Source organism: Streptomyces sp. NBC_01429, assembly GCF_036231945.1.
Lineage (GTDB): Bacteria > Actinomycetota > Actinomycetes > Streptomycetales > Streptomycetaceae > Streptomyces.
Genome location: NZ_CP109599.1, coordinates 3,196,030 through 3,220,647, shown reverse-complemented (window position 1 = coordinate 3,220,647; position 24,618 = coordinate 3,196,030). Strand labels below are relative to the sequence as shown.

The 24,618-nt window shown below is 68.3% G+C and carries 18 protein-coding genes, 1 tRNA gene and 1 pseudogene; 9 read left to right on the top strand and 11 right to left on the bottom strand.

What is annotated here, in order from left to right:
• Nucleotides 1-2: 2 nt before the first annotated feature.
• The 3 genes from OG627_RS13650 to OG627_RS13640 form a co-directional block, all read right to left on the bottom strand.
• Complete coding sequence (locus OG627_RS13650; RefSeq protein WP_329064838.1) at nt 3-377, bottom strand: FmdB family zinc ribbon protein; 375 nt, start codon at nt 375-377, stop codon at nt 3-5.
• Between the two features lie 66 nt (nt 378-443).
• Nucleotides 444-1,739, bottom strand: coding sequence for an MFS transporter (locus OG627_RS13645; protein WP_329072632.1), 1,296 nt, complete (start codon nt 1,737-1,739; stop codon nt 444-446).
• Between the two features lie 286 nt (nt 1,740-2,025).
• Nucleotides 2,026-3,612, bottom strand: a complete 1,587-nt coding sequence (locus OG627_RS13640) for a potassium/proton antiporter (protein ID WP_329072631.1) — start codon at nt 3,610-3,612, stop codon at nt 2,026-2,028.
• 331 nt (nt 3,613-3,943) lie between these two features.
• Between OG627_RS13640 and OG627_RS13635 the strand changes: the two genes are divergently transcribed.
• Nucleotides 3,944-6,859 carry a penicillin acylase family protein gene (locus OG627_RS13635; RefSeq protein ID WP_329064836.1) on the top strand — a complete coding sequence of 972 codons (2,916 nt, stop codon included), beginning with the start codon at nt 3,944-3,946 and terminating at the stop codon, nt 6,857-6,859.
• 128 nt (nt 6,860-6,987) lie between these two features.
• On the opposite strand, the gene OG627_RS13630 is transcribed toward OG627_RS13635, so the two are convergent.
• Nucleotides 6,988-7,551, bottom strand: coding sequence for a 5-formyltetrahydrofolate cyclo-ligase (locus OG627_RS13630; protein WP_329072629.1), 564 nt, complete (start codon nt 7,549-7,551; stop codon nt 6,988-6,990).
• Between the two features lie 147 nt (nt 7,552-7,698).
• On the opposite strand from OG627_RS13630, the gene galU reads away from it, so the two are divergent.
• From galU to OG627_RS13595, 7 genes are all read left to right on the top strand, one after another.
• Complete coding sequence (galU, locus tag OG627_RS13625; protein WP_329064834.1) at nt 7,699-8,601, top strand: UTP--glucose-1-phosphate uridylyltransferase GalU; 903 nt, start codon at nt 7,699-7,701, stop codon at nt 8,599-8,601.
• A gap of 3 nt (nt 8,602-8,604) precedes the next feature.
• Complete coding sequence (gene glp / locus OG627_RS13620; RefSeq protein ID WP_329064832.1) at nt 8,605-9,939, top strand: molybdotransferase-like divisome protein Glp; 1,335 nt, start codon at nt 8,605-8,607, stop codon at nt 9,937-9,939.
• A 73-nt stretch (nt 9,940-10,012) separates the two neighbouring features.
• On the top strand, nt 10,013-10,573 hold the full coding sequence (gene moaC, locus OG627_RS13615; protein WP_329064830.1) for a cyclic pyranopterin monophosphate synthase MoaC: 561 nt from the start codon (nt 10,013-10,015) through the stop codon (nt 10,571-10,573).
• Nucleotides 10,570-11,091 (top strand): MogA/MoaB family molybdenum cofactor biosynthesis protein, encoded by a 522-nt coding sequence (locus OG627_RS13610; protein WP_329064828.1) that lies wholly within the window; start codon nt 10,570-10,572, stop codon nt 11,089-11,091. Before moaC ends, OG627_RS13610 begins: the two co-directional genes overlap by 4 nt.
• Nucleotides 11,088-11,717, top strand: coding sequence for a GNAT family N-acetyltransferase (locus OG627_RS13605; RefSeq protein WP_329064826.1), 630 nt, complete (start codon nt 11,088-11,090; stop codon nt 11,715-11,717). The genes OG627_RS13610 and OG627_RS13605 overlap by 4 nt, the downstream gene beginning before the upstream one ends.
• A 137-nt stretch (nt 11,718-11,854) precedes the next feature.
• Nucleotides 11,855-13,000, top strand: a complete 1,146-nt coding sequence (gene sepX, locus OG627_RS13600; protein WP_329064824.1) for a divisome protein SepX/GlpR — start codon at nt 11,855-11,857, stop codon at nt 12,998-13,000.
• 103 nt (nt 13,001-13,103) lie between these two features.
• A tRNA-Ala gene (locus OG627_RS13595) sits at nt 13,104-13,177 on the top strand.
• 253 nt (nt 13,178-13,430) lie between these two features.
• Here the strand turns inward: OG627_RS13595 and OG627_RS13590 are convergent.
• Nucleotides 13,431-15,194: a hypothetical protein gene (locus OG627_RS13590; protein WP_329064823.1), complete on the bottom strand. Its 1,764-nt coding sequence runs from the start codon at nt 15,192-15,194 to the stop codon at nt 13,431-13,433.
• Entirely contained in the window at nt 15,191-16,102 is a 912-nt protein-coding gene (locus OG627_RS13585; protein ID WP_189846351.1) for a hypothetical protein, read from the bottom strand. The genes OG627_RS13590 and OG627_RS13585 overlap by 4 nt, the downstream gene beginning before the upstream one ends.
• Nucleotides 16,103-16,153: 51 nt before the next feature.
• Between OG627_RS13585 and OG627_RS13580 the strand changes: the two genes are divergently transcribed.
• Nucleotides 16,154-16,516 (top strand): helix-turn-helix domain-containing protein, encoded by a 363-nt coding sequence (locus tag OG627_RS13580; RefSeq protein ID WP_229823724.1) that lies wholly within the window; start codon nt 16,154-16,156, stop codon nt 16,514-16,516.
• A 212-nt stretch (nt 16,517-16,728) separates the two neighbouring features.
• On the opposite strand, the gene OG627_RS13575 is transcribed toward OG627_RS13580, so the two are convergent.
• From OG627_RS13575 to OG627_RS13550, 5 genes and pseudogenes are all read right to left on the bottom strand, one after another.
• A complete protein-coding gene (locus tag OG627_RS13575) occupies nt 16,729-17,307 on the bottom strand; it encodes a hypothetical protein (protein WP_189431689.1) in 579 nt (192 codons plus the stop codon).
• 578 nt (nt 17,308-17,885) lie between these two features.
• A pseudogene (locus tag OG627_RS13565) lies at nt 17,886-18,616 on the bottom strand (transposase family protein).
• 339 nt (nt 18,617-18,955) lie between these two features.
• Nucleotides 18,956-19,792, bottom strand: a complete 837-nt coding sequence (locus tag OG627_RS13560; RefSeq protein ID WP_031082430.1) for a phosphoadenosine phosphosulfate reductase family protein — start codon at nt 19,790-19,792, stop codon at nt 18,956-18,958.
• On the bottom strand, nt 19,789-23,466 hold the full coding sequence (locus OG627_RS13555; RefSeq protein ID WP_329064808.1) for an ATP-binding protein: 3,678 nt from the start codon (nt 23,464-23,466) through the stop codon (nt 19,789-19,791). Before OG627_RS13555 ends, OG627_RS13560 begins: the two co-directional genes overlap by 4 nt.
• On the bottom strand, nt 23,463-24,587 hold the full coding sequence (locus tag OG627_RS13550) for a DUF4007 family protein (RefSeq protein WP_329064806.1): 1,125 nt from the start codon (nt 24,585-24,587) through the stop codon (nt 23,463-23,465). The genes OG627_RS13555 and OG627_RS13550 overlap by 4 nt, the downstream gene beginning before the upstream one ends.
• Between the last annotated feature and the right edge of the window lie 31 nt (nt 24,588-24,618).

Below are 24,618 nucleotides of genomic sequence, written 5' to 3'. Positions count from 1 at the left end.
GGTCAGGCAGCCGAAGGGCCGCTGGAGCCGCTCGACGAGCCGGAGCCGGAACTCGACCCGGTGCTCGAACCACCCGAGGAAGACCCGGAGCCCGAAGCCGAAGCCGAGGACGAGGCGGACACGCCGGCCTTGGACTCGGACGACGAGGACGGCTTCGCACTCGAAGAGCTCGTCGTGGCGGGGGCACTGCTCGACGACGAGCCACGGCTGTCGTTGCGGTAGAACCCGGAGCCCTTGAAGACGACACCGACCGCGGAGAACACCTTCTTCAGGCGCCCCTCGCAACTCGGGCACACAGTGAGGGCGTCATCGGTGAACTTCTGCACCGCTTCTAGGCCCTCGCCGCACTCGGTGCACTTGTACTGGTAGGTCGGCACTTGCTCCTCCTGGCACTCTCACTCAATGAGTGCTAACGACGCTCTATAGTGACGTATTCCGCGCGATCAGTCCACTGCCACCGGCACGCGGTGACTCATCCCACGTGCGGCGACCCGCCCCAGAGCCTTCGGGGACAGCCGCGAACGCAGCGCCACCAGGACGATCAACGCCAGTGCCGTGCCCGCGAGGGGCACCACGAATCCGGCGCGCGAGCCGAAGGCGTCGGCCAGCTGCCCGGCGACGGTGACCGCCGCGGCCTGTCCGAGCGCGACCGCGCCGGTCAGCCAGGTGAACGCCTCGGTGCGGGCCGACGCGGGCACCAGCGAGTCGACCAGGGTGTAGCCCGTGATCAGCGCGGGCGCGATGCAGAGGCCGACCAGCAGCCCGAGACCGGCGAGCAGCGGCACCGAGTGCACCGCCCAGAGGGCGGAGGCGGTCAGTGTCAGCGCGGAGTAGCCGATCAGCAGCCTGCGCCTGGGCCCGATCTTCCAGGCGAGCGCTCCGCACACGATCCCGGCGAGCATGTTGCCCGCCGCGAAGATCCCGTACAGCAGACCGTTCACGCCGGGGTTGCCCATCTCCTCGGCGAACGCAGTGAGGGAGACCTGCATGCCCCCGAAGACCGAACCGATCCCCAGGAAGGCCACGGCGAGCACCCGCACCCCCGGCACGGACAGCGCCGATGTACGCGGCTCCGCCGAGGCGCCCTCGCCGTCCCGTCCCGGCCGCGGCTGGCTGCTCCGACGCGCGGCGAAGAGCAGCCCGCCGGTCAGCGTCAGCGCGCCCTCGGCGATCAGACCGGCCGCCGGATGCACGCCCGTGCACAGCGCGGTCGCCAGCACCGGCCCGATGACGAAGGTGAACTCGTCCGTCACGGATTCGAAGGCAGCGGCCGTCGGCAGCAGAGCCGCTCTGGCACCGGACCGGTCGCCGCCCAGTACCGCGGCCCAGCGGGAGCGGACCATGGGGCCGATCTGCGGGACGGAGGCACCCGTCGGGACAGCGGCCACGAACAGGGCCCACAGTGGCGCGCCGGCCAGGGCGAGCGTGATCAGGGCGGCCACGGACGCGGTGTGCAGCAGCACGCCGGGTACCAGGACCGCGCGCTGTCCGAACCGGTCCGCGAGCTTTCCGCCCTGCGGGGCGAAGAGCGCCATGGACACGCCGGTGACCGCGGCGACGGCGCCGGCGCTGCCGTACGAGCCGGTGGTGTGCTGGACCAGGAGCACGATCCCGATCGTCAGCATCGCGAAGGGCTGTCTGGCGGCGAAGCCGGGGATCAGGAAGGACCAGACGCCGGGCGTACGCAGAAGCCGCCCGTATCCGGGGCGGGGCTCCTGGGGCGCCGAGGGGTTCTCGATGGTGCCGGCCGTGTCGGCCCGGCTGACCGTGTTGCGGGACACGGTCCTTGCCTTTCTGCCGCCTGGTAGCGCGCGTCCCGGAAGGCCGGGCGTGGCCGAGAGCTGTCCTCTTGCGCGTAACTGCGGTAGATGCCAGGGCCCACCAGGGGAACGCCACGGCCGCCATACGGGTCGCGCCAGCACTGCGTCAGGCAGAGTTGGTTCGATCAGGTGCGCCTTTATCGTACAGGCACGGACCGCCGCTCCGCCTGGGAAAGGTCCGAGTCCTTCCCGCCCTCGCCTCCGATTACGAGAGCTTTCCGGCGACCCCCGAGCCTCTTCCCGAACCCGAACCGGCCCCCGAACCCGATCCGCTGCCCCCGCCCGTACCCCTGCCGCCCCTGCCGCGGCCCGTTCCGAGCCAGCCGGCCAGCTTTCCGCCCTGGGCGACGGCGCGCAGCCGCTGCTCCGCCGCGTCCCGCACTGGATCCGTCGCCACTACCAGCAGCTCGTCGCCGCGGCGCAGCACCGTCGCCGGCAGCGGCACGAAGCTCTTGTCGTCCCGGACGACCAGGGTCACCGCGGATCCCGACGGAAGCCGCAGTTCCCCGACCTCCACGCCGTGCATCTTCGACCCTTCGGGGATCGCCACGGAGAGGAGATGCCCGCGCAGCCGCTCCAGGGGCGCCGATTCGATGCCCAGATCCGCGGTGTCGGTGGACGAGCCGAGCCGCAGGGCCTTCGCCAGCCAGGGCAGTGTCGGTCCCTGGATCAGCGTGTAGACGACGACCAGGAGGAAGACGATATTGAAGATCCGCAGACTGCCCTCGATGCCCGACACCATCGGGATGGTCGCCAGAATGATGGGTACCGCACCGCGCAGCCCCGCCCAGGACATCAGCGCCTGTTCCTGCCAGGGGATGCGGAAGGGCAGCAGGCTGACCAGCACCGCCAGCGGCCTGGCCACCACGGTCAGCACGAGGCCGACGATCAGCGCGGGCATGAAGTCGTCGCCCAGCTGGTGCGGTGTCACCAGCAGTCCGAGCAGGACGAACATGCCGATCTGGGCGATCCAGCCGAGACCTTCCGCGAAACCGCGGTTCGCCGGGGCGTGCGGCAGTTTGGAGTTCCCCAGGACCATCGAGGCCAGATAGACGGCGAGGAAGCCACTGCCGTGGGCCGCGGCGCCGATGGCGTACGCCGCCACGGCGATGGCCATCACGGCGATCGGATAGAGCCCGGAGGCGGGCAGCGCCACTCGCCGCAGCCCGAAGGCGCCGGCCCAGCCGACCGCGAGCCCGATACAGGCGCCGATCGCCAGTTCCAGCGTGATCTCGCCGAGCAGGACGTACCAGTGCTCGACCGGCCCGGCGGCGGAGAGCGCGACCACCATGATCACCACGGGGGCGTCATTGAACCCGGACTCGGCCTCCAGCGCCCCGGTCACCCGGGACGGCAGCGGCACCTTGCGCAGGACGGAGAAGACCGCGGCGGCGTCCGTCGAGGAGACGACCGCGCCGATGATCAGTGCCTGCCGCCACTCCAGGCCGATCAGATAGTGCGCGGCCGTGGCCGTCACGCCCACGCTGATCCCGACCCCCACGGTCGACAGCGCGGCGGCCGCGGGCAGCGCGGGTTTCACTTCTTTCCACTTGGTGCCCAGACCGCCTTCGGCCAGGATCACCACGAGAGCCGCGTAGCCGATCACCTGAGTCAGCTCGACGTTGTCGAACTTCACGTGGAACAGGCCGTCCTGCCCTATGACGACCCCGATGCCGAGGTACAGGAGCAGGCTGGGAAGCCCGCTCCGCGAGGAGATCCGCACGGCGGCGACCGCGATCAGCAGGACGAGGGAGCTGATCAGCAGAAGTTCATTGAGATGGTGGACAGTCAGCGGCCGATCCTTCCCCTCGCGCACACCGGATCGTTTCTCCGGCAGCCGGTACTTCGTTACCTTACCTAATCTTTAACGATTTCTTGACGCTTTCGAGCGCCAGTACGAGGAGATCGCCATCGTCGCCGCGACGCCGCAGCGCTGCTGGGGCGGACACCCTGTGTGATTTCCGTCGCGATCACGGAGTGAATCAACCGATAAACCCCTGTGTGAATGAGGAAGTGATCGTCGGATGAGTCGCACTAGATGACACCGCGTCCGGCGCGGTGAAGCGCTGCGCCTATGGTTGCTCCAGCATTTCCAGGACCACCCTGCCCCTCGAAGGACAGCGATGCCCGCCAACACAGCTCCCCCTTCCGGCAAAAAGAAGGGGCGACGCGCCCGTCTGATCGTGATCGTCCTGGTGCTGGCGCTTGTCGCGGGTGTCGGGTACGGCGCGTACTGGGGCGTCAGTACGGTCCGTGCCTCCCTCCCCCAGACCACGGGGACGGTCAAACTCCAGGGCCTGTCCGGCTCCGTGGAGGTCAGACGCGATAGCTACGGCGTCCCGCAGATCTACGCGGACAGCGACCAGGACCTGTTCCGCGCCCAGGGCTTCGTCCAGGCGCAGGACCGCTTCTGGGAGATGGACGTCCGCCGTCATCTCACCGCCGGCCGCCTCTCCGAGATGTTCGGGAAGGGCCAGGTCAAGACCGACACCTTCCTGCGCACCCTGGACTGGCACGGAGTCGCGCAGCGGGAGTACGACACCAAGCTCTCCGCGGAGACCAAGAAGAACCTCCAGGCGTACGCGGACGGGGTGAACTCCTACCTCAAGGGCCGCTCGGGCAAGGACATCTCGGTCGAGTACGCCGCGCTGAGCTTCACGAACAACTACAAGCCCCAGAAGTGGACCCCGGTCGACTCGGTGGCCTGGCTCAAGGCGATGGCCTGGGACCTGCGCGGCAACATGCAGGACGAGATCGACCGCTCGCTGATGACGAGCCGGCTGAGTGAGAAGCAGATCGACGAGCTGTACCCGTCGTATCCGTACAGCCGTAACAAGCCGATCGTCACCGAGGGCGGGATAGACCCGGTCACCGGGAAGTACGACCCCAAGGCCCAGCCCAGCGGCGACGCGACGGGCGACGCTACGGGCACGGGTACGGGTACCGGCCTGGGGACCGGCTCCGCGGACACCGGCACCGGCCTCGGGACCGGCACCGGCACCAGCGGCACCGAAACCGACGCGGGCACCGACGCGGGCACCGGCACGGGCACGGCTACCGGTGACCAGACCGGAACAGGCACCGGCACGGGCACCGGCAGCAACGTCAGTTACAGCGCCTCCGAGGCCACCCAGGGCCTGGAGTCCCAGCTCGGCGCCCTCGCCGGCACCCTGGACGAGATCCCCGCGCTGCTCGGCCCGAGCGGCAGCGGCATCGGCTCCAACTCCTGGGTCGTCTCCGGCCGGTACACGACGACGGACAAGCCCCTCCTCGCCAACGACCCGCACCTCGCGCCCCAGCTGCCCTCGCTCTGGTACCAGATGGGCCTGCACTGCCGCAGAGTCTCCGCGAGCTGCCAGTACGACGTCGCGGGCTACACCTTCGCCGGAATGCCGGGTGTGATCATCGGTCACAACCAGGACATCTCCTGGGGCTTCACCAACCTCGGTGCCGACGTGACCGACCTCTTCCTGGAGAAGGTCAGCGGCGACTCGTACCTGTACGGCGGCAAGGAGAAGCCGTTCAAGACCCGCGAGGAGACGATCAAGGTCGCGGGCGGCTCCAGCAAGAAGATCACCGTCCGCTCCACCGACCACGGCCCGGTGGTCTCCGACCGCAACAGCGAGCTGAAGAAGGTCGGCGAGAAGGCCCCGGTCGGCAATGTCGCGCCCGACCGCGGCGACGGTTACGCGGTCTCCCTCCAGTGGACCGCGCTCGAACCGGGCAACTCCATGGACGCGGTTTTCGAGATCAACAAGGCCAAGGACTTCACCCAGTTCCGCAAGGCCGCCGAGCACTTCGAGGTCCCCTCGCAGAACCTCATCTACGCCGACACCAAGGGCAACATCGGCTACCAGGCACCGGGCAGGATCCCCGTCCGCTCCAGCGGCTTCGACGGCAGGACGCCGGCGCCGGGCTGGGACCCGAAGTACAAGTGGGAGGGGTACGTCCCCTTCGAGAAGCTGCCGTACGAGTACAACCCGAAGCGCGGCTACATCGTCACCGCCAACCAGGCGGTCATCGACGCCGGGAAGTACCCGTACACGCTGACCGAGGACTGGGGCTACGGCGCCCGCAGCCAGCGCATCACCGACCTGATCGAGTCGAAGATCAAGGACGGCGGCAAGATCTCGACCGACGACATGCAGAGCATGCAGCTGGACAACAGCAGCCAGATCGCCAAGCTGCTGATGCCCTTCCTGCTGAAGATCGATGTCTCCGACCCGGCCATCCGCGAGGCGCAGAAGCTCCTCGAAGGCTGGGACTACACCCAGGAAGCCGACTCCGGCGCCGCCGCCTACTTCAACGCGGTCTGGCGCAACGTCCTCAAGCTCGCCTTCGGGAACAAGCTTCCCAAGGAGCTGAGGGTCCAGGGCGAGTGCCTCAACGTGCGCCCCGCCAACGGCTCGGGCCCGGTGGACGACGCCCAGCGGCTGGTGCGCGAGTGCGGCCAGCGCAGCCCCGACCAGGCCCAGCCCGACGGCGGCGACCGCTGGTACGAGGTCGTACGGAACATCATCAAGGACGAGGACAACGACTGGTGGAGTTCGCCCGCCACCCGTAAGGACTCCGCCACCAAGACCCGTGACCAGCTGCTCGACCGCGCCATGAAGGACGCGCGCTGGGAGCTGACCGCGAAGCTCGGCAAGGACGTCTCCAGCTGGAGCTGGGGCCGCCTCCACCAGCTGGAGCTGAAGAACCAGACCCTGGGCACCAGCGGCCCCGGCATCCTGAAGCAGATGCTCAACCGGGGGCCGTGGAACCTCGGCGGCGGTGAGGCCGCGGTCAACGCGACGGGCTGGAACGCGGCGGGCGGTTACGAGGTCCTCTGGGTCCCCTCGATGCGCATGGTCGTCAACGTCGGCGACTGGGACAAGTCCCGCTGGATCAACCTCACGGGCGCCTCGGGACACGCGTACAGCGCGCACTACACCGACCAGACCGACAAGTGGTCCAGAGGCGAGCTGCTCGACTGGTCCTACTCCTCCGACGCGGTCGAACGCGCCACGCGGGACACGCTGACCCTGACCAAGGAGTAGGCGCCAGGAGCGGCAAGCAGCAGGACCAGCAAGCAGCAGGCAGGACCAGCAATCAGGACGCCGCTCGTCAAGGGCGGCCTTCGGAAGAGGTAGCTCCCGGAGGCCGCCGGAACCGGAAGAGGTGGCGCTCAGCGGCCGAAGCGCCTGACACCCTCCGGTGTCACCACGGCCTGTACGGGGTGGTCGTGCGGTTCCTCCGGGACCCGCGCGACCACCTCGTTCCCGTACAGCAGCACCAGCAGCGCGGGGCCCGCCCCGGCCCGTACCAGCCGCTCCAGGACCCGGTCGTACGAGCCGCCGCCGCGCCCCAGCCGCACCCCGCGCCCGTCCACCGCGAGGCCGGGCAGCAGGACCACCTCCGCCGCCAGGACGGCCCCGGGCCCCAGCCGCGTGCCGCCTGGCTCCAACAGGCCGCGTCCGGCGCGCATCAGGTGGCCGGCGCCCTCGTACACCGCCCAGTCCAGGTCGTTGTCCGCCATCAGCACCGGCAGCAGGACACGTACGCCCCGCGAACGCAGCGCGTCGAGCAGCACGCGCGTGCCGGGCTCCCGGCCGACCGAGACGTACGCGGCGACCGTACGGGCCCCGGCGAGTTCCGGCAGATCCAGCGCCCGTTCCGCGAGAACCGATGCGGCCCTCCGCGCGTCTTCACTGGACAGCAGGGCTCTCGCCGCGAGGAGTTCGCCGCGCATGACCGCCTTTTCGGACGTGTCCTCGCTCACTTCACGGCCCACTTTCCGGCTCAAAAGCCATCACAAACCTCGTATATGAGAGCGTATGAGCCGAAAGTTAACCGGAGTATCATCTTCCGCCCATACTGGCCGGATAGGGTTCGCCGTATGACTCACTCGCCCTCCAGGATCACCAAGGCTGTCATCCCCGCCGCCGGCCTCGGCACCCGCTTCCTGCCCGCCACCAAGGCCACTCCCAAGGAGATGCTGCCGGTCGTCGACAAGCCGGCGATCCAGTACGTGGTGGAGGAGGCGGTGGCCGCCGGGCTCTCCGACGTCCTCATGGTCACCGGCCGCAACAAGCGCCCTCTTGAGGACCACTTCGACCGGAACTACGAGCTGGAGCAGGCGCTCACGCTCAAGGGCGACACCGAACGCCTCGCCAAGGTCCAGGAGTCCAGCGACCTCGCCACCATGCACTACGTGCGCCAGGGCGACCCCAGGGGCCTCGGCCACGCCGTGCTGTGCGCCGCTCCGCACGTCGGCGACGAGCCCTTCGCGGTCCTGCTCGGTGACGACCTGATCGATCCGCGCGACCCGCTGCTGGCCCGGATGGTCGAGATCCAGGAGCGGGAGGGCGGCAGCGTCGTCGCCCTCATGGAGGTCGACCCGGCGCAGATCCATCTGTACGGATGCGCCGCGGTCGAGGCCACGGACGACCCGGACGTCGTCAAGGTCCACGACCTGGTCGAGAAGCCCGACGCCGCCGACGCCCCCAGCAACTACGCCATCATCGGCCGCTACGTGCTGGACCCGGCCGTCTTCGAGATACTGCGCAAGACCGAGCCGGGCCGCGGAGGTGAGATCCAGCTCACCGACGCCCTCCAGCAGCTCTCCGCCGACGAGAAGGTGGGCGGACCGGTCCACGGCGTCGTTTTCCAGGGCCGCCGCTATGACACCGGTGACCGGGGCGACTATCTGCGTGCCATTGTCAGACTCGCATGCGAACGTGAAGACCTGGGACCGGACTTCCGGACCTGGCTCCGCAGTTACGTCAGCGAGGAGATGTAGCACTTGAGCAGCACGGCAGACCCGGCACCCGCGCCCGTCCGCGATCAGCTCTGGTCGGTGGAGGAGCATCTGGCGGACATCCTGGCGACGGTCCGCCCGCTCGACCCCATCGAGCTGCAACTGCCCGACGCGCAGGGCTGCGTTCTCGTCGAGGACGTCATGGTGCCGGTGGCCCTGCCGCCGTTCGACAACAGTTCCATGGACGGCTACGCGGTCCGCACGGCCGATCTCGTGGGAGCCACCGAGGAGTTCCCGGCCGTACTGACCGTCATCGGCGATGTCGCGGCGGGCAGCGGCTCCTTGCCCGAGGTCGGCCCGGGGCAGGCCGCCCGCATCATGACCGGCGCCCCGCTGCCGCCCGGCGCCGAGGCCGTCGTGCCGGTGGAGTGGACCGACGGCGGCGCGGGCGGCGGAGCGGTCACCTCGATGCGCCCGGCGGGCGCGTCCCGCGACGGCGCGAGCGGCGAGGTGCGGGTCCACCGCCCGGCCGAGCCCCGCGCCCATGTCCGCGCGAGCGGCAGCGATGTGCGCGCCGGTGACCTCGCCCTGGAGGCCGGTACGGTGCTTGGCCCGCCCCAGATCGGACTGCTCGCCGCCATCGGCCGGGGCAGGGTCCTGGTCCACCCGCGCCCGCGCGTGGTCGTGCTCTCCACCGGCAGCGAGCTGATCCAGCCGGGCGAGACGCTCGGCGAGGGCCAGATCTACGACTCCAACAGCTTCGCCCTCACCGCCGCGGCCCGGGACGCGGGCGCCATCGCCTACCGCGTGGGCGCCGTCACCGACGACGCGGACGAACTGCGCGCCGCCATCGAGGACCAGCTGATCCGTGCCGACCTCGTCATCACCACGGGCGGTGTCAGCGTCGGGGCGTACGACGTCGTCAAGGAGGCCCTCTCCTCGGTCGGGGACGAGGACGAGGCGGGCAGCGGGGTCGACTTCCGCAAGCTCGCGATGCAGCCCGGCAAGCCCCAGGGCTTCGGCTCGATCGGCCCCGAGCACACCCCGCTGCTCGCCCTCCCCGGCAACCCGGTGTCGTCGTACGTCTCGTTCGAACTGTTCGCGCGCCCCGCGATCCGCGCCCTGATGGGGCTCCAGGATGTCCACCGCCCGGTGGTCCGCGCGACACTCGCGACCGAAGGGGCGGTGTCGTCACCGGCGGGCCGCCGCCAGTTCCTGCGCGGTACGTACGACGCCGAGGCGGGCACGATCGCCCCCGTCGGCGGTGCGGGCTCGCATCTTGTCGCCGCTCTCGCCCATGCCGACGCGCTGATCGTGGTGCCCGAGGAGACCGTCTCCGTGGAGCCCGGCACGGAGGTTGACGTGATCCTGATCGGCTGAGCACCGCGCGGTGGCGGTACCGTGTCTGCCCACACAGGCCCTGTCGGGCCCGGACCGGGAGCGCCAGCAGCGAATGACCGTGTTTTCCCGGGGGGAGACCCCCGGACCCCATCAGCAGGACAGCGACGGCAGTGACGGTATCGACGGCCTGACGCACATCGACGAGTCGGGCGCGGCCCGCATGGTCGATGTCTCGGAGAAGGAGATCACGGCGCGCACGGCGCGTGCCAGTGGCCGGGTGCGCGTCTCGCCGCGCGTCGTGGAGCTTCTCAGGGGCGGGGGAGTGCCCAAGGGCGACGCCCTCGCCACGGCCCGTATCGCCGGCATCATGGGCGCCAAACGGACCCCCGACCTGATCCCGCTCTGCCACCCGCTGGCCGTCTCGGGCGTCACGCTCGACCTCAGCGTCGCCGACGACGCCGTCGAGATCCTGGCGACGGTCAGGACCACCGACCGCACGGGCGTCGAGATGGAGGCCCTGACAGCGGTGTCGGTGGCCGCGCTGACCGTGGTCGACATGGTGAAGGCGGTCGACAAGGGCGCGGTCATCACGGACGTACGGGTCGAGGAGAAGACCGGGGGCAGGTCCGGCACCTGGACCCGCCCCGAGCGCGCCGGGGGTGGTACGGCATGAGCGGACCGGCGAGACACGAGACGGCGGTGGCGCCGTACCGGGCCCTGGTCGTCACGGCCTCCAACCGCGCCTCGGCAGGCGTCTACGCCGACCGAGGGGGCCCGATCCTGGCCGACGGCCTGGCCGCGCTCGGCTTCGCGGTCGACGGACCGCGGGTCGTTCCCGACGGTGATCCGGTCGAGCGGGCGCTGCGCGACGGCGTGGCCGCCGCGTACGACGTGATCCTCACGACCGGCGGCACCGGCCTCTCGCCGACGGACCGCACCCCGGACGTCACCCGGCGCGTCGTCGACTACGAGATCCCGGGCATCCCCGAGGCGATCCGCGCCGAGGGCGTCCTCAAGGTCCCCACCGCCGCGCTCTCCCGGGGCGTGGCGGGCGTGGCGGGAGGAACGCTGATCGTGAACCTGCCGGGCTCGACCGGCGGTGTGCGCGACGGCCTCGCCGTGCTCGAACGGCTGCTCGTCCATGCCGTGGAGCAGATCCACGGCGGCGATCACACCCGTACGTCCGGATGAACCCGGCCTGGCCCGTGACCCTGGCGAACGGCGATGTCGTCCTGCGCCCGATAAAGCTGCGCGACCAGGCCGCCTGGCGCGAGGTGAACCGGCGCAACCGCGACTGGCTGCGTCCCTGGGAAGCGACGATTCCGCCGCCGCCCCCCGGCGCCCCCGGAGCCCGGCGGCCCACGTACCGCCAGATGGTCCGCCATCTGCGCGCCGAGGCCGCCGCCGGCCGGATGCTGCCGTTCGTCATCGAGTACCAGGGGCGGCTGGTCGGGCAGTTGACGGTCGCCGGGATCACCTGGGGCTCGATGTGCTCGGGACATGTCGGCTACTGGGTGGACCGCGAGGTCGCGGGGCGTGGTGTCATGCCGACGGCCGTCGCCCTCGCCGTCGACCACTGCTTCCGGTCGGTGGGGCTGCACCGCGTCGAGGTCTGCATCCGGCCGGAGAACGGGCCGAGCCGCAGGGTGGTCGACAAGCTCGGATTCCGCGAGGAGGGGCTGCGTCCGCGCTATCTCCACATCGACGGCGCGTGGCGGGATCATCTCGTCTATGTGCTCACGGCGGAGGAGGTGCCGGAGGGGCTGCTCCACCGGTGGCGGCAGAGACGCCCGGAGAACAATCAGAAAATGAAATAAGTGTTCGATATTGGTTTCGATATGATCGTAAATCGATCCGAAACATCATAAAAAAAGTCCGTGATATCAGCCAGATCGTGCGACACACCGGCTCAATTGGCGGATGCCGCCGTGCGAACCCCTCTACGGTGTGAAACGTGAGCAGCAGCGGCCTCATCTACGCAGTCATCGTCGGGGCTTGGGCCGCCTACTTGGTGCCGATGTGGCTCCGCAGGCAGGACGAGCTGAATGAGGCGCGTCCGACGGAACGCTTCAGCACCGCCATCCGGCTGCTGTCCGGAAGGGCGGCCATGGAGCGCCGTTACGCCAAGGAGCTTCAGGGACGTGCCGAGGAGGCGGGGACCGACGGGGAACCGGACAGTCGTACGGAATCGATCAGCTCCGTGGACGTCCGGTCCTTCTCCGCGCCCCGGGACCACACCGAGGTACGGATGGAGATCCACCCGCCCTCGCGTACGGTGCCCCGACCCGCGCCCGAACCCTCTCCGCTCCGCCCCGAGCGCCCCGCTCCGCCCGAGCCGTCGCAGGAACGACGAGCCCGGCGCGAGCGGCGGGCTCGCCCCTCGGGTACGGCGGCGGAGCGAGCCCGGCGCGCGCAGCGCTCGCAGGTCCTCGCGCGCCGGCGCCGTACCACCGTCGTCCTCTTCTTCACCTTCACGCTCGGCGCGGTCGTCGCCGCGGTCGGCGGACTGGGCCTCCTGTGGGCGCCGGCGGTTCCGGCCGTCCTGCTGAGCACGTACATCGTGCATCTGCGCGGCCAGGAACGGCGCCGCTTCGCGTTCACGATGGACCGGCGCAGGGCCGAGGCCGCCGCCCAGCGCCTCCGCGAGAACCGCCCGCGCCGCCACCAGCCCGCCTCGGCCGCCACCGGCGAGCCCGAACAGGAGCCCGAACCTCGCCCCGAGCCCGAACCCGAGCCCGTTCCCGCGGTCTCACCCCAGGAGGCGGGCCGCCGCGCCCTGGTCGAGCAGACCGACCACGCGGAATGGGTCGACCAGCAGCGTGAACGCGGTCCCGCCCGGGGCGACAGCTGGGAGCCGGTCCCGGTCCCGCTGCCCACCTACGTCACCGCCCCGGTCGCCCCCCGGGCCTCCGGTGGCGTGGACGTGACCGACCCGGAGACCTGGAGCGCGGCCCGCTCCTCCACGGCCGAGCCCACCCCCACCCCCGACGCGGTCCCGGCCCCGTCCCCTCCGGCCCCGCGCCGCGGCCGCGACCGAGGCAGGACCCCCCTCTTCGACCAGTACGACGAAGACACCCGCCCCCGCGCCGCCAACGAGTGACACCCGAGCCCGGAGGCCCCGAGCGGCACGGCCGCGCCCGTGACCAGCCACTGACGGATTTCCGAGCACGGCCCCAGGGGTGCTAAAGTTTCACTCGTTGCAAGGGCCTGTGGCGCAGACTGGTAGCGCACCTCGTTCGCATCGAGGGGGTCAGGGGTTCAAATCCCCTCAGGTCCACCGCGGGCCGTTCACGAGTTAGCTCGTGAAGGGTTCACGAGATCCCGTCCAGTTACTTCAACTGGGCGGGATTTCGTGGTTATCAGGCTTGGTACGACGCGGATGCCGCTCGGGGAAGCCCGGTCCGGCGCCGTGGGCACGGTGAGCGGAGCTGGCTGTGGTTGTGCGGGCATGGCGAAGCGGCCGCAGGACTCGGGTGGTCCTGCGGCGCGCTGACAGCTGTGTGGTTGCGCCTGCTCCGACGAAGCCGCTTCTACGATTCGGGCGGCGGGACGGAGTTGTCTCCTCCCGCTTCCTCGACAGGGTCCTCGTACGGGTCCGGGGTCTCGGGAATGTGGCCGAGGGTGTAGTTCTCTTCTTTCCACAGGCGCTGGTCGCGCAGGAAGGACTCGATGGTCCTCAGGTTCTCGACCATGAGCTGAATGGCGCTGAGCAGTGTCTGGGCGACGCGGCCCCGGCTCTGCCGCTTTTCGCGGGAGTGCAGAAAGGTGTCGACGTTCTTGGCGCGGCCGTTGAGTCCTTCGACGTGGCTGCGCAGGCTGCGGTAGGCACGCTGCCAGGCCTCTCGACCCCAGGGCAGGTCCTGGCGGAGCTTGGGCATGATGTCGACCGGCACGGTGATCGTGGACTGCTGGCAGATGGCCGGACGCTGGTGGGCGGGGCGTTCCGGTGGGCGCACGGTCGGTTTCGCGTCCGGATGGGCCTGTCTGGCGCGGCGGTTGGTCAGATCGATCGTGTGGGGCCGGCCTCGGACAGGGCGGCGTGCTGTGTGGCCTCGGCGCCGGTGGGCGCCGGAGGCGTCGCGTTCCTGGGCCCAGGGGCAGGTGACGCGGGGGCTGGTGCCGGCGGCGGGGCACTGGCGGCGTTCCAGACCGCGGTGGTCGGCGGCCTGTTTCAGCGGGAGGACGTAGGAGTCTGCCTCCAGCATCTCGGGCAGGAGTTCCTCGCGGGTCTTGCTCTGCTTGGCGGCGGCCATGCGGTGATAGGTATCGATGATCCGTTGGGGGGTGTGGGGACAGAGGAGGTCGCCCGCGATGGCGAGGGTGCCTTCGACGGCGTTCTTGTCCTTGCGGACCATGGTGGTCTTGTAGTCGAGAACGGGTTTGTAGCCGACGGCACGTACGGGGTCGTGAAAGTTTTCGACCTTGGCGCCGGAGTAGGCGAGGTCCCCGGCCAGGTACCCCTGGATGGGCCACAGACGCTTGACGATCTGGAGCAGGCGTACGGCCTGGGGGCCGATCTGCTTGCCGGGTGTGTGCACGGACATGCCCATGCACAGCTGGGGATAGCGGCCGGCGCGGGACGCATCGGCATGACCGGCGACCAGCAGCGTGGCGCTGTAGCCGAAGGTCTTGTGGCCGCCGCCGGAAACGTGCACGCCCGCACTCACTTCGAGCGAGGCGCGGCGCTTCGTGCTGTGGCGGGCCCAGGTGGGAAGGGCGGTGGCGTCCACCGACAGGTCGCCGGCCCAGTCGTCCATCAGCCCGCGGGCAACCGCGGTGCGTACGGGTGTGAGCACCAACTTGTTGGCGATCCGCGACAGGGCCGGCGTCGAGTCGTGGTGTGTCCGGTGCAGCCAGGCGCGCCGATAGGTGACGGCCTGATTGCGTGGCATACGGGTCCGGCGGTCGTAGCGGGCCGGGTCAAGCACCGTCGTGATGCGCGACCAGGCATCGTAGAAGCGCTTGGCCGACGCACGCGTCGCCTCGACGTCCGTACGGTCGACTTCCGTCAGCCCGAAGTACTTGAGCCAGGGCTTGCGCAGGCGGAACTGCACGCACTCCCAGGCGTCGTCCACGTTGGTGCTACGCAACTCCCGTGCCGCCAGCACCATACCGACCAGTACGGTCTCCGACCGGAGGCCGCGAGGGCCGGGGCGGCGGGCCTCCAGCACCGTGAGTTCGTCCAGGACTCCGCTGGCCCGGACGAGATCGACGACCTGCCGCACGAGGCGGTCGTTCAGCTGGGAAGGGTGCGGTGAGGGGGCGGGCCGGTGCTGCCCGCTGCGGGCCCTCATGCCCAGCCGCGCAGCATACGTACGGCGGCGTCGTGCGAGATCGCCGGTACCCAGGCCATGTAGGGGGCGAGCGCGGCGGTCGTCTTCATTCCTGCCGCGCGGGCCACCAGGTCGGCCGGGACACGGTCTCGCAACAGCGACACGATCCACGTGGCGCGCAGGCGCCGGGTGTCCAGGGCTGGGACCTTCGGATCGCCGGGCTTGGTGCGTTTGACCCAGTTGCTGATGGCGTTCTTTGGGTAAAGGACTTGGCGGTCGGGCGCGTACAGGTAGTTGTCCCCGGCGGCCTGGGCGAGGTTGGCGAGGGTCTTCTCCCACAGCGAGCGGCACACGATGAGCCGGTCGGTCTCCGGGACGTGGACGACGACGGCGTCGCTGGGCAAAACGTGGATGTCGGTGCCGCGCACGGTGAGCATCTCCTTGGGCGGCAGGCCGCAGCCGGCGCCGAGCGCCAGCAGTGCCTTGCCATTGCCCTGGCCGGTGGGGGTCGGCGGAAGGTTGTTGGACCAGACGTCCAGACGGGTCAGGTCGCTGGTGCCGTAGGGCTCGGCGCGGGAGCGGTCACCACTCAGGTGAGGACGGGGCGCTTCGCCGCGCTCGACCCAGATGAGGGTCTCCCGGACGCGGGCCAGGATCGAGGCGTAGGTCTGCGTGCTGTTTGGGGCGATGTCTGTATTCAGCAGGAGCGAGCGGGTGATGGTGCCTTGTTCCAGCCAGACAGCCGGATCGCGTGCCAGTCCTGCGCGCTCGGCGCTGACGGCAAGGGTCGCCATGACGCCCAGCACCGTGGTGAGCCGGTAGGGAACGTGGTCGGCGACGGTGGCGACGACCATACGCACCCCGTCGGCCACCGCCTCCCACTCGGGAGGAGCGTCCTTGGGGCGGTACCGCAGGATTGCCTGACTCATCTCGGTCTCCAGCGCGATGCACCACGAATACCGGCTGAACAAATAGCCGCTTTGTTCGACATAGTGCACATCAACCTGGAGGAGCGCATCTCGATGCCCGGTGGCACCCAGCGCAGTACGACGCCGAGGGACCTTGCCGAGGACCCGGACGCGTGGCCCCACGCGATCATGACCGGTCACCCTCAAGCTCGGGTCGTCCAGGCGCTCGCGCGCGCCCTCGGGGAGAGGCTGAAGGAGCGAGGGCTGAGCCTGCGGCAGGCCGCCACCCTTACCGGGGTCAACCGGCAGGCGATCGTCAATCTGCTCAACGGGATCAGCTGGCCCGACGTGGTCACCGTGAGCCTGCTGGAGGACGGTCTCGACGTCGCATTGTGGCCGGGGGCTGCGAGCCCTGCCTCGGAGAAATGCGGATGAGTTCGGTGGATAAACCGGCACGAAAGCCTACTTTCCATGCCATCGATGAGCGGAATGGCATACAGAACTAGGCCACGCGCCTCCCAGCGGACGTGCCGTCGACTAGGCTGGGATGCACGTGAACCATGATCAGGGGCACGTATCGGTGCCGCCGGATTGCCCTCCGGCGGCACCACCCCTCTCACACAACTGATCAGAGGCGCATATCTAGGTCAGGCAGCCTCAGCTTTCTGCGCTGTCGGTAGGTCCCGGGCCACGGCGTAGGTGGCGGCGGCGACCTTCTCCACACGCCCCTTGCCGACCAGCCGGTTGAGCGCGGTGCGCACGTCTTCGCTGGGGCGTTTGGAGTTCCCGAGCTTCTCCGTGCGCCCCCTGGCCCGCAGAATGACGATGGCTTCGACCACCTCATCGACATGCATGGCGCGATCGGAGGTGGCGAGAATCGTCATGACGAAGTCCTGCAGGCTGTTGGACTCGTCGTCCTGGAGCTCGTCCAGAGAAGCCGTGGCAGAACTCTGCGGCGGCATGGGCGGCTCTTCCTCTGAGCTCTCCGGCGCGTCCGCCCCGGGCGCAGGAATGCGGTCCTCGACGAACTGGTACATCGTCTCCGCCTGCTCCAAGCCTTGTTCCTCGCCCGCGAGCCGGTCCTGAAGTTCGCTGACGCGGTTGAGGGCCTGAGAGAGCTCGTCGCGCAGTGCCGCACAGTCAGCACGCCGTTCGTCCCGGTCCTGGCGGATCAGAGCCAGTGCGTCAAGGAGCAGGTCGGAGCGCCTACTCGCTCCGTGCGCCATGTGGCCTCCCGTGTCTGACGTTGCCTACAGGCACACCCTACGGGTCTGACAAGCAGAGCGTAATGTGGTCTTCCAATCTTGTGGGTTATGAGGGTCCGTTGGCGGGGGCGTGCTCTCGTGCGGCTTGCAGACCAAGACAGCTGAACCTACTTCGGTGCAGCAGGCGCATCATCAGGCTCTGTCCATGTATCGCCAGTTGGCGTAGAGGGCGCTGCTTGAAGTCATCGATGCGGCATGGCCCACCGGGACTGCTGGCGCGGACTGCGTACTGGCTACGGTGCAGACGCCCGTCGAGGCGCTGCGCGAGCGCTATGAAAGAGCCCAGCAATTGCTTTCCGGCAGGAGGAGTCACGACGCAGCGAGTTCACCGACGACCTGCTGTACGGACGTGGCGACTTGGGACGTCTGGTGGAGCGGGCCGAGCAGTTCGGGCTGAAGCTTTCCCACACAGTCGCCGTCGCCGAAGGCCCGCCCCCTACATCGAGGGCGAAGTCGTGCCCCGCCTCGTGGAGCGGGCCGTGAACGTGCGCTTCGGCGATCGCAACACCATGCTCACCATCAAGGAGCCTTCTCCAACCTCACGCTGATGCGTGGTGAAGGGCGAGGACTGCCTTCACCAGGTCGGTGATGCGCTCGGTGCTGCAGTGGAGCTTCTGCAGGAGCCGCCAACCTTTGAAGGTGGCCATGGCCTGCTCGCCGAGGCAGGAGATCTGGGCGTGGGTGCTGTTGTGCCTGCGCGGCCACCGCTTGAGGCGACGGCCTCAGGAGGGCACCCGGATGGAACCGCTGGCGCCCTGATAAGCCTTGCTGGCCCAGCACTTCAGTCCGGCCTCGGCGAGTGCGGCGACGATGTCGTGGGTACGGGCGGCGGTCAGGTCGCGAGTGGAGCCGGGGAGCGCGGGTGAAGCCCACAGCAGCCGTCCACATAGGTCGGTGAGGACTTGGACGTTCATGCCGTGCGCTTGTGCTTGCCGGGAGTGGTACGGGGTGTCGGCGGCGATTCGGTCGAGGATGACGAAGGCCAGCTGGCGTGCGGTCCGCATCGCCTAGGCCAGGCTTGGAGCGAGTGCGGCCAGGACCTTTATCGCTTCGCTGACGTAACGGTAGACGGTCCCGATCCCGATGCCGAACGCAGCGGCTGGCTGAGCGTAGGTGTCGCCGCGGCGCAGGTGAGCCAGGACCACAAGCGCCTGCCTGTTCGGCGTGATGCGGCGCGGGTGCCGATCATGCAGCGATGAGCGGCCAGGCACCGGGCAAGGTGACGAAGGTGCGCGCTGGACAGATCGATCGCCGATGGGTAAACAAGCACGCGAAGCTCCCCGCGACATGGGTGATCTTGGTCGTGAACCCTGCTAGGAGCTTCGTCATTCACCTCACGCAGCGTGCCCCAACCTGCCAGCCACGCCCGAAGGTTGGAAAAGGCTCAGTATCCTGCCCGCCCCCACACCAGGCCCATGACCTACGAGCTTCATGATGTACAGGTCTCAATCGACCGACCGTCAATGAGCGTTTCAGAGAGGGGGATCTGTGGTGCGTAAGTGGTGGGTTACAGTCTGGCATCCAGGGCCGACGCTCCGGCGGAAGACGCGAAGACCCGCCTGCCCTGTGCTTGTGAGCACAGGGCAGGCGGGTTCGGGTGGGAGTCGGATCAGAGGTGGCAGACCGCGCAAGCCGCCGAGTCGTCATCCTCGTCGAGCGCATCGGAGAGGATCTCCAACAGCGGCCGGTTCGGCTTCACACGCTTGGCTGCGCGCTCAAGGGCAGCCTCGTGCTTGGCCTCGATCTCGTCGCGGCGTTCTATCAGTTCACCCAAGGACTCGCCCTGAGACCAGGTGTACTTGCGACCCTGCATGGCCGTGTCCTGGTGCTTGAGCTTGTCTTCGTAGGCGACGGCCTTCTCGTATAGCTCTGGGTGTCGGTCCTTGAGGCCCACCCACTCGTGCTTCCGCTGGAAGAAGCAGAAGTAGCAGCCGGAGCGGGTACGCCACTCGTAGTAGCCAGGCAGGCCAATGCCGGCCTCTTCGAGGATGCGGTCGACGCCCGCGCGGTCGATCCCGTCTTCACGGAAGGGGAAGACCGCCGTGATGTTTGGCTTGGTGCTGACGTAGCCCAGCCGATTCTCGTCGGCACGGATTGCGACGTATGAGATGGCTTCGTCGTCGCCGATCCACTCTTCGAGCGGCCGGATCTTCAGGTTCTTCGTGCACCAGCGCATCTGAGGGCTGGGCAGCGTCCCCTGGTAGACCTCCAGCCAGTGATCGAAGTCGCGGGAGGAGTTGAGCCGCTCAATGGGCTTGCCGAGCGCGCCTTCGAGGCGATTCAGGTACTCGTAGGTCTCGGGCAGCTCGGCCCCGGTGTCGCAGAAGAAGTACTCCATCTCCGGCACCCGGTCGCGCATGTAGATCGCGAGGGATGAGGAGTCCTTACCCCCTGAGATCCCGAGTACGTGGCGCTTCTTGCTGCTCGTGCCGTCGGCGTCTGTCACGGCTGCTCCTTCCTTTCGGATGTGGCGCTGTCCTGCTGAGACAGGCGCTCGGCCAGCGCGGCGAGGAGGATGCGTGCGCCGTCCGGGCCCAGTGCTTCCTCAGCTTGCCTGATGACACTGACAACGAGCTTGTTCGCGGCATTCCGCGACTTCTTGGGTACGTGGATGAGCGTGCGCTCTTCAGCACCCTGGGGGGTGGTGAGTGTCAGGAGGTGAGTGTCGATCTGTCGCGGCTTCGGCTTGGCCCGCTTTGTGGCTGCGGAGCGAACCGTGACAGGTGAATCCTTGGCCTCGGCCTCCTCTAGGTCCTCGACTTCCTCGGCCTCCGTGACACTGTAGAGGTGGCTGACCCGGTCGAGGGCGCGAGCCCTGTCCTGTACGACACGAGGGAAACGATCCATATCGCGGTCGGTCCAGTCCCCGAGGGCCTGGTTGACCAGCTGGACCACGACCGTGCCGAGCCAGTCGTCATCGGGGAGCATCTCGTTCGTCACGCGGGACACGAAGCCGTGAAGGCTGACCTCAAGAGAAGCGTCCGCGAAGCCCTGGAGCCGCTCGGCGAGACCTGCACGGAGTTCCGTGATGCTGGCGGCAGGAAGCCTGAACTCCCTGGCCAGGGTGTCCACAACGTACCGCTGGAGGCTCTCACTAGCGCCTGTGAGTTCGTTGAGCGCGGAGGTGACCCGCTCGATGAACGACTCGGCCGCTTCCGGGTCCTTCTTGGCTCCAGGAGTGATCTCCTCGAAGCCAAGAGCTTCCGGCAGTTCCTCGAAGACGAGATTGTCCGGGTCGGTGGCCCTGGACAGCACGTCGCGAACTGCGAGGGTGTCCTCACTGAGCCGCTGAGTCTTGCGGGAGTACTGATCCAGGACCAGGATGCGGTCCAGCATCCCGCGGGTGACAGCCAGCAGCGCCGGGTTGCGGTTTGCGCGGCTGCGAGGAATGTCGACGTCGAGCGACTTCACCAGGCCATCGAGCACGAGCCTGCGCTGTCCCCGGTCCACAGGGGTCGACTTCACGGTGAAGCGTTCCGGGTAGGGAACGTTGAGGCGCTCCACAATGGCTGCGGTGAGGCGCGGGCAGTAGTTGCCCTCCTCGAACAGCGCTACGTCGTTGCCCCGCAGGATGAGTCCCGCGACTACCAGGATCGGGACCACACCGGCCTTCACACCGTACGGCGCGGCCATGAGGCGCTCGTAGATGTCGACGATGGGGGTCGGCTCGGTGGCCTCGCTCAGGGCCTCCTCGAGGGCTTCCCAGACGGGCATGATGCTGGCGTTCTTCTCAGCGTTGGGGCGAGCCATGCCATGGGTGTGGAGGGTGCCGCCAGAGCTCGCGCCGCCGCTGACCTCGCCGGTGGCGCGGTGTAGACCGAGGTGCTCGACGACGCCGTCGTAAAGGGCGCGTTCCGCGGGGAACTTGTCCTCGGGCCAGCCGAGCCGTGCCAGGCCGGTCTTCTCGATCATCGCCGTGAGGACTTCACGGCGAGTGCGAGCCGCATTGCTGGTGAGCTGGTGGCGGCCCACCATTTCGTTCCTGACATGCGGGGTCTGGTGGTAGACCACGTTGCACGCCTCGGAGACGAGCCCTGCGTAACTGCGGGCGCTTAGCTCCTGGGCGGGATCCCCGTCGGTGTCCTCGCCGCTGGCCCAGAGGTACCAGCTCGACTCGTCACTGCCAGGGCGGAACGCCTCCGCGAGCAACGCCGTGATCTTCTGGGAGAACTCCCCGGCTCGTTCGCTGATCTCTCGCCGGGCGACATGGTCGAGCTTCTCGTCGCCCATGAGGTCCTGAAGAGCTACGAGAGTGGTGCCCGCGGCCAGCACTGCCTGCGGGTTCCGGGTGAGCCCGACCACGACGGGAAGGGGAGAGTCCACCCGCGGGCTGTTCTTCAGTTCACCGAGATGGAAGACCAGCATGCCGTCTGCCGCGTCCTGCACGATCTTCGGGCCGCGCAGCTTCTCGGTCTTGTGGCTGACAGCGGTGACGAAGTGGCGCTGCATGCCGGTGAGCTGGCTGTGGGCGCCGGCAGCGACCGCGTTCGGGAGAACGTTGGTGCCGAGGTGCTTGTTGAAATAGCGGATGACGTCATCAGGCTGGAGCTGTGAGGCGATCTCGTTGACCCGAGCGTCGATATCGACGTCGGTGCCCTGCCAGATCCGGTACTCGTCGCTGTACTCGCGGTGGACGACAAGCCCGTCCTTCACCAGCTTGTCCAGCCGCTTCTTCAGCTGCTCGAAGCGGTTGACGTCGGTAGCGTCGATAGGGTCGTTCAGCGCGAACTGAATCATCGCCGGCGTCGCGCGGAGCATGCCGTCCGCGTCGATGAGGTTCAGGACGCCGATGGCCTTGAGGAGCGCCTGGTCTTCTTCCGGGAGGCCGTGAGCCTCTTCGAGTCGGGTGTTGATCTCCAGCCAGCGGCTCGCCTTGGAGGAGGCGAGAATCGTGGTCCGCCCGGCAGAGAAGAAGAAGTCGTACAGCTGCGGAATGCGCAGCGTTGAGGCTCGTTCCGGAGAACTGGCCGCAAGGGTGTCCAAGCTGCGCCGCACGGTGAACGGTTCGTCGTTGACGAGGAAACCGCTGAGGCTGCGGTCGTTCTGGCCGATCTGAGATGCCATGAGCGGCGCGGCAACTGCAGTGAGCGGGTGCAGCGGGTACAGGTTGGCGAATGACTCTACGGAGACGTCGACCACCGAGTGCAGCGACTGCTGACGCCAGATTCCGTGGGCGGCCTGAGCCTGGGCCTCGATCAACTTGTGGCTCTGCTGCGGCAGGCCGGAGTGGTCCAACTTCCGCTGAAGAAGGTAGACCGCGTCACCGAGGTTCGGGGCGAAGGTGACGTCCTCGAAACGGCCTTGGATCTTGGCCCATTCCTGGGTCTGGACCGAGTTCGACCGAGAGGTGTAGTCGCTAAACGCTAGGTGCTGCAGGGTGAAGATGTAGAGCGGGAGGCCCTTGGCTCCGGCACCCTTCTCCGCGAGGAGCTGGAGCAGGAAGACGTCGCTGCCGGCGTTCTTGTTCTCTTCGGCGGACACCAGGTGCTCAAGCGTCTTGCCGAACTCATCGATGATCAGCAGCAGCGGTGCCTTGCCGCACAGTGCGGTGACGGCATCCAGCAGGCTGTCCGTCGTCGGGACGTCCGTCTCAGCGCAGACAGCCATGACGGACGCGATGTCCTTCGGAACACGCTTCTTCCACTTACGTTCCACCGCAGTCTGGAGTGCCCGGTGGACGGTAACCGCCAGCGGCTCACGACGAGCCGTGGTGACTGCGCCCAGGAAGCCGTCGCCAGGGTGGGTATCCCGGTTCTCGGCGATCTCCTGCGCGAGCGCCGGGTGCGTTGCCGAAACGGCCTCGTGAGCAGCGGCTCTGCGCTTCGTGTCGTGACCGAGCAGAGCGTCGATCAAGTTGGAGAGCGTCGACTTGCCGGACCCATACGGCCCGGTGAAGGACCAGGCGCGGGAGCGTTTGAGGTCGCCCAGAGCGTTTCCCACACGGTCGAGAACGTCGAACGCGCGTACACCGACGTACGGGGAATGCAGGTCCGCGTCGTGTACGTCGCGTTCGAGGTTGGTGGAGCGGAACTCCGTGCCAACGAAGCTGATCCCGGCGGGGATCTGGGCACCAGTGTGCTTCGCCCTGGTGCGAGCGGAAGGCTGGGTGGCCGTGGTCACGCGAGCTCCTCGTTCATGTCAGCCTGCAGGGGGAACAGCTCCTGCGCGGTCTCAGCGTCATCCGTGACCTTCTTCAGTCCCGGCTTCTCCCGCATCCACTCCTCCGGGGTCGGGAAGCCGTCGCGGTCACGTACGCGGCCGTACTGCTCGTCGAGAATGTCCCAGGCGAGAGTCTCGGGGTTGTCCGCAAAACGCAGACTCCGCTGGCCGAGAGATTCGACGATCTCCAGCTGCGGATGCTTCTCGACGAGCGCTTCGATCGACCGCGCGAGCTCCGGTTCACGCATTCGGAAGGCGAGCCCGGGTGCTCCAGGCTCGTTGGCGAGCCGGGCCAGCGAGATGGAAGCTGGCCTGCGCGAGAAGCGCGCGGCATAGTCAAGGCAGGCGTACAAGAGGACGCGAGGCGGGAGGCTGGGGCGGATGCCGCTGGTGAAGCGGTAGGTGCGCTCCTTGCCGCGCCCTCCTTGGTACTCCAGCAAGCCGAGCTCGCGGAAGGGGCAGAGGAGCGAGTCCTCGAAGCTGCCCGGGGACAGGGGGTTCGCGTCGGGGTCGGGCGCGTACATCTTGATGAAGCACTCGGCGTCGCGGGTGACGGACTCAGCCGCCGGCCACTGCTCGCGCTCGAAGCTGTTGTGCACCTCGCGCGTAATGAGCGCGGTCATCTCGTCGATCGTGACGCGGGCAAGCGGAGCGAGGTGGAACATCGTGTACCAGCTAGGGACGAGGCAGGGAGCTTCCTTGCTGCCCGAGACGAGCCACCAGTGCAGCAGCCAAAGGCTGCCGGTGTCCTCGAGGTAGGGATCGGCCCCGTCCTCGTCCAGAAGCCACCGGGCACGCCAGGTTGGTGCGGCTGCGAGGGAACGTGACTGATTCTCGGCACTGCGGTATTCATGGGTCAGCTTGAAAGCCTGTGACCAGTAACGCATCGAATAGACCATGTTCTTACCCACGCCGAGACGCACAAGAGCATCTGGAGTATGGAAGAGCATCTCGTCCTGCTTGACTTGAAGGTATGCCTTGTGCAGCCAGCCGAAGCGCGGGGGGAAGCTCTCGTGGCGGTTGAATTTGAGTCCGACGACGTCGGAGAGGCGACCTTCTGGCATTACAGTCGAGCCCTTCATTGCAAAGTGTGGATAAGAAGATTTGGAAAGT

What these genes read in the sequence shown, in the direction of transcription:
- OG627_RS13630 (WP_329072629.1), bottom strand. Translation starts at nt 7,551, where the DNA reads ATGCGCGGCGAACTCCTCGCGGCGAGAGCCCTGCTGTCCAGTGAAGAC.
- OG627_RS13550 (WP_329064806.1), bottom strand. Translation starts at nt 24,587, where the DNA reads ATGAAGGGCTCGACTGTAATGCCAGAAGGTCGCCTCTCCGACGTCGTC.
- galU (WP_329064834.1), top strand. Translation starts at nt 7,699, where the DNA reads ATGACTCACTCGCCCTCCAGGATCACCAAGGCTGTCATCCCCGCCGCC.
- OG627_RS13590 (WP_329064823.1), bottom strand. Translation starts at nt 15,194, where the DNA reads ATGAGGGCCCGCAGCGGGCAGCACCGGCCCGCCCCCTCACCGCACCCT.
- OG627_RS13610 (WP_329064828.1), top strand. Translation starts at nt 10,570, where the DNA reads ATGAGCGGACCGGCGAGACACGAGACGGCGGTGGCGCCGTACCGGGCC.
- OG627_RS13575 (WP_189431689.1), bottom strand. Translation starts at nt 17,307, where the DNA reads ATGGCGCACGGAGCGAGTAGGCGCTCCGACCTGCTCCTTGACGCACTG.
- moaC (WP_329064830.1), top strand. Translation starts at nt 10,013, where the DNA reads ATGACCGTGTTTTCCCGGGGGGAGACCCCCGGACCCCATCAGCAGGAC.
- OG627_RS13605 (WP_329064826.1), top strand. Translation starts at nt 11,088, where the DNA reads ATGAACCCGGCCTGGCCCGTGACCCTGGCGAACGGCGATGTCGTCCTG.
- OG627_RS13585 (WP_189846351.1), bottom strand. Translation starts at nt 16,102, where the DNA reads ATGAGTCAGGCAATCCTGCGGTACCGCCCCAAGGACGCTCCTCCCGAG.
- OG627_RS13635 (WP_329064836.1), top strand. Translation starts at nt 3,944, where the DNA reads ATGCCCGCCAACACAGCTCCCCCTTCCGGCAAAAAGAAGGGGCGACGC.